Genomic DNA, 3,561 nt, shown 5'->3' with positions numbered 1-3,561 from the left:
CATACAGAAGTCATTACTTTAAAGTGCATGTATATAATTTAAAAGAGGCTGCTTTTTACGAGGCAGCCTTTTGTTTTTCTAGATTCAGCAATCAATTATAGTACCATTCCCTATATGAAGAAAACTTTGTAAAAAACTGTGGAAACAATCGCCTTTTTTGTCGTATAATAGACAATGTATGTCGAAAGAAGTCTATGAAACTAGTAAAGGGAGCGTTTGTCATGTTTCGCAAGTGGTTGGCTAGTCTTTTCTTTGCGGCTTTGCTTGTAGGGGTATTGTCGACGCCGAATGTTCAGGCGGCAACGACCGTGTACTGGGAAGGTGCAAAGCTTGTAAAAGGACAGATTGGCAAAATTGAAGTGTTAAAACCGATTAATCTATGGGAAAAAGCGAACGGAAAATTGCAGTTTGTGAGAGTGTTGAAACCAAAAGAGCAATATCGCGTCTATTCTTATGACGGCAAGCAATACGGGCTTGGCGGTAATTTATATGTCACGAACATGAGCGGATATGTTCTGTATAAAACGCCGCCAAAAGAGAAGCTGAAACTCGTCAATCCGGAATGGTACAGCAAGAAACTCTCGCTTGGGAACGTGATGAGCGAATCGTCCACCGTCATTGTGCCTGGAGTGGAAAAGTCAGAGTTAGAGATTGCTAGCGCCCGCGGCAAACAGTACGTCTATAAATTCGAGATCGCGACTGGCGCAAATAATATCGGCATTGAAACGGCGCTGTCCAACGAGCAGGTGCTTGGGATTGAAACCGTTCTTCAACAAGCGAATCGCGCCGATTTTGACGGGCATTTTGTGCTCGGGGCGGTCAATGGCGACTATTTTAAAGACAACGGTTCTCCGACCGATTTAATGGTGCATAACGGGGAGATTATTACGACGAACACTACTCCTGTTGACGAGCGGGTCATTTTTGGCATTGATGCGAACGGGAAGCCGTTGATCGGCAACCCAGATGTGACGATGGAAATGACGATTAATGGGGCGAACAGCCATAGGATTCACTCGATCAATAAGCGGCGTGATGCGAATCACCTCGTCTTGTATACGCCGTACTTTTCCACTTCAACGCAGACGAATTCGCTTGGGACAGAAGTAGTGCTAACGAACATCCAAGGAAAATTGAACGGAAACGGCGTTGTTATCGGAACGGTGAAGGAAGTGATTGTCGGCATCGGAAACGAACCGCTGCTTCCAGGAGAAATCATATTGTCCGGTCATGGTGAAGCAAGCAGTTACTTGCAGCAGGCGAAAGTTGGCGATACGGTGCAAATCTCCCTTCAATACGATCAAGCGGCGTGGAGCGGTGTGCAGGAAGCGGTCGGCGGGCGGTATCACCTCGTTAGCAACGGGGCGGTGCAGTCGTTTTCCATTGCTGGAGTGCATCCGCGCACAGCCATTGGCATCGATCGAAATGGAAACGTGTTTACTGTTGTGGTCGATGGACGCAACCCGGATCATAGCAATGGCGTCACCTTAGACGAACTAGCCAAGCTGATGAAGGATTTCGGTGCGGTGGAGGCGATGACGCTAGACGGAGGCGGATCATCGACATTTGTCGTGCGGCAAAAAGACGGGACGCTTGCTGTGGAAAACAAGCCGTCCGACGGATTTGCGCGACCGGTGGCGAACGCATTGCTTGTCGTGTATAAAGGGCAAGCAAATGAAGTGAAGCAGCTTGTCATCACACCACAAGAAATAACGGTATGGGCGGGCGGAACGTATCGCGATCTCGGCTTATCGGTTAAAGGACTTACGTTGCTAGGGACGACGGTACCGTTGCAACAGCCGGTGACATGGACGTCTAACGCAGGAACGTTTTTAAAAGACGGTTCTTTTGTCGCGGCGAAACGGCCGGTCGAAGGAACGATCACCGCTTCTTCTGGCAACGTCTCGGGAAGCGTGAAGGTGCATGTCGTTGCGGATGCCGATCAGCTTGTCGTGCAACCGAAAGAAATTTACGTGCGGGAAAATAGCCAGCAGCCGCTGACGATTCAAGCGTTTTACAAAGGGGAAGAAATCGTGGTAAACGAAAACGCCTTTTCCTATACGGTGTCGAACGGATTAGGAAAAGTGGAAAACGGCGTGTTCCAAGCCGGCAGTAAAAAAGGAACGGGAACGTTAACGGTTCGGCTTGGCTCTAAAATCGCGACAATTCCGGTCACCGTCGGAATTCCGGAAACGGTGCTTCTCGATGACTTTGAAAAAAACAGTCTATCGTGGTTAACGTCAGGAGCGAACTACACTTTCGCGAACGTGTTGCTTACGAACGAGGTCGCCAAAAATGGCAAACAAGCGCTGCAAATCGATTACGACTTCAGCGACAAAACGGGAGTATCCGGCGTGTACGTAGTCGCTCAAACGGGCATTACGTTAAAAGGACATCCGATGAAAATCGGCATGTGGGTGTATGGAGATGCACAAGGACATTGGTTGCGGGCACAAATAAAAGATGGTAGCGGAAAACGGTATTGGATCGATTTTGCTAAAAATGTCGACTGGACAGGATGGAAATATGTCACTGCGGACATTCCGGCAGATGTGCAATGGCCGGTTACGTTAGAAATGCCTGTTCGGTATATGGAAGTCAACGAAATAAACAAAAATGCAGGAACGATATATATTGATGACATTCAAGCGATTTACAACTAGGGGCTCATTTTTACGCCCCTTTTTTCTTTCCAGAACCGGTACAATGCCTTGAATTTCCATAGAAAAACGTTTGCATTTCACATAAAAGTATGTATATCATAAGACAGAATCGCTTTAAAAATTGCATGAAAGCGGAGGGGGTTATACGCTCTTATGACAAATCAAGATGTATGGAAACAGCTACAAGAAAACCCTCCTAAATTAATCGGGGGCTATAAAAAACAGGGATGGGCCGTTAAAATACTGGAGAAAATTGTGAATGATGATGTAGAAACAGAAGGGGACGGCTTAGTGACTGCTAAAGCTGTACTAGAAGCAAACGATGGAACGTATTATCCGGCGTTTCTCACGTTGGATTTGTCGAAAAAGGGACAAATTGTTGGCCTATATTTGATTGCTGAAAATAAAGAACAATTTGATTTAATTCCGTTTGAACTTGCTAAACCATTTTTACATAAGCCGGACAATGAGTTGTTGCCATTCCGCTATCGGACGTTAGTGAAAATCGAAGGAGATGAGCAGCAAACGAACTGGCCGGATTTTACGTAACAACGAACGAGGAGTAGCTACGCTCCTTGTTTTTCTTTTTCTGTGAAAATAACGGGTTCATGAACGGTTATTTTCATGCTTAGGTGGCAAGCAAAACTTGCTCATGGATGTTTTCTACCGATAAATTTAAAAAATGAAAAAGAATAGTTGTTTTCATTTCATTGCCATTCTATTAAAATAAGTATATATTTTCAAGAATAGTAGGTGAATGTCATTGTCAACTACCCACCACTTAAAGCCTTGGGCTTTTGAAGAGGGGGCTTGTAAAAAGCCCTAGTTGACTACCCCAAGTCTTTCGAGGACTACGTTGGTTGGGTCATGACACCTACGAATGCTCCTCTAGTTCGTC

Annotated in this window: 2 protein-coding genes; both read left to right on the top strand. The window is 45.8% G+C overall.

The features are described from left to right. Nucleotides 1-221 precede the first annotated feature (221 nt). Nucleotides 222-2,663, top strand: a complete 2,442-nt coding sequence (locus M4I42_RS16375; RefSeq protein WP_268853118.1) for a phosphodiester glycosidase family protein — start codon at nt 222-224, stop codon at nt 2,661-2,663. A 153-nt stretch (nt 2,664-2,816) separates the two neighbouring features. After that, complete coding sequence (locus tag M4I42_RS16370) at nt 2,817-3,212, top strand: hypothetical protein (RefSeq protein WP_268853117.1); 396 nt, start codon at nt 2,817-2,819, stop codon at nt 3,210-3,212. Nucleotides 3,213-3,561 lie beyond the last annotated feature (349 nt).

This window comes from Anoxybacillus sp. J5B_2022 (assembly GCF_026847645.1).
Lineage (GTDB): Bacteria > Bacillota > Bacilli > Bacillales > Anoxybacillaceae > Anoxybacteroides.
The sequence above is the reverse complement of the archived record's forward strand: the minus strand, read 5'-3'. Positions and strand labels throughout refer to the sequence as shown.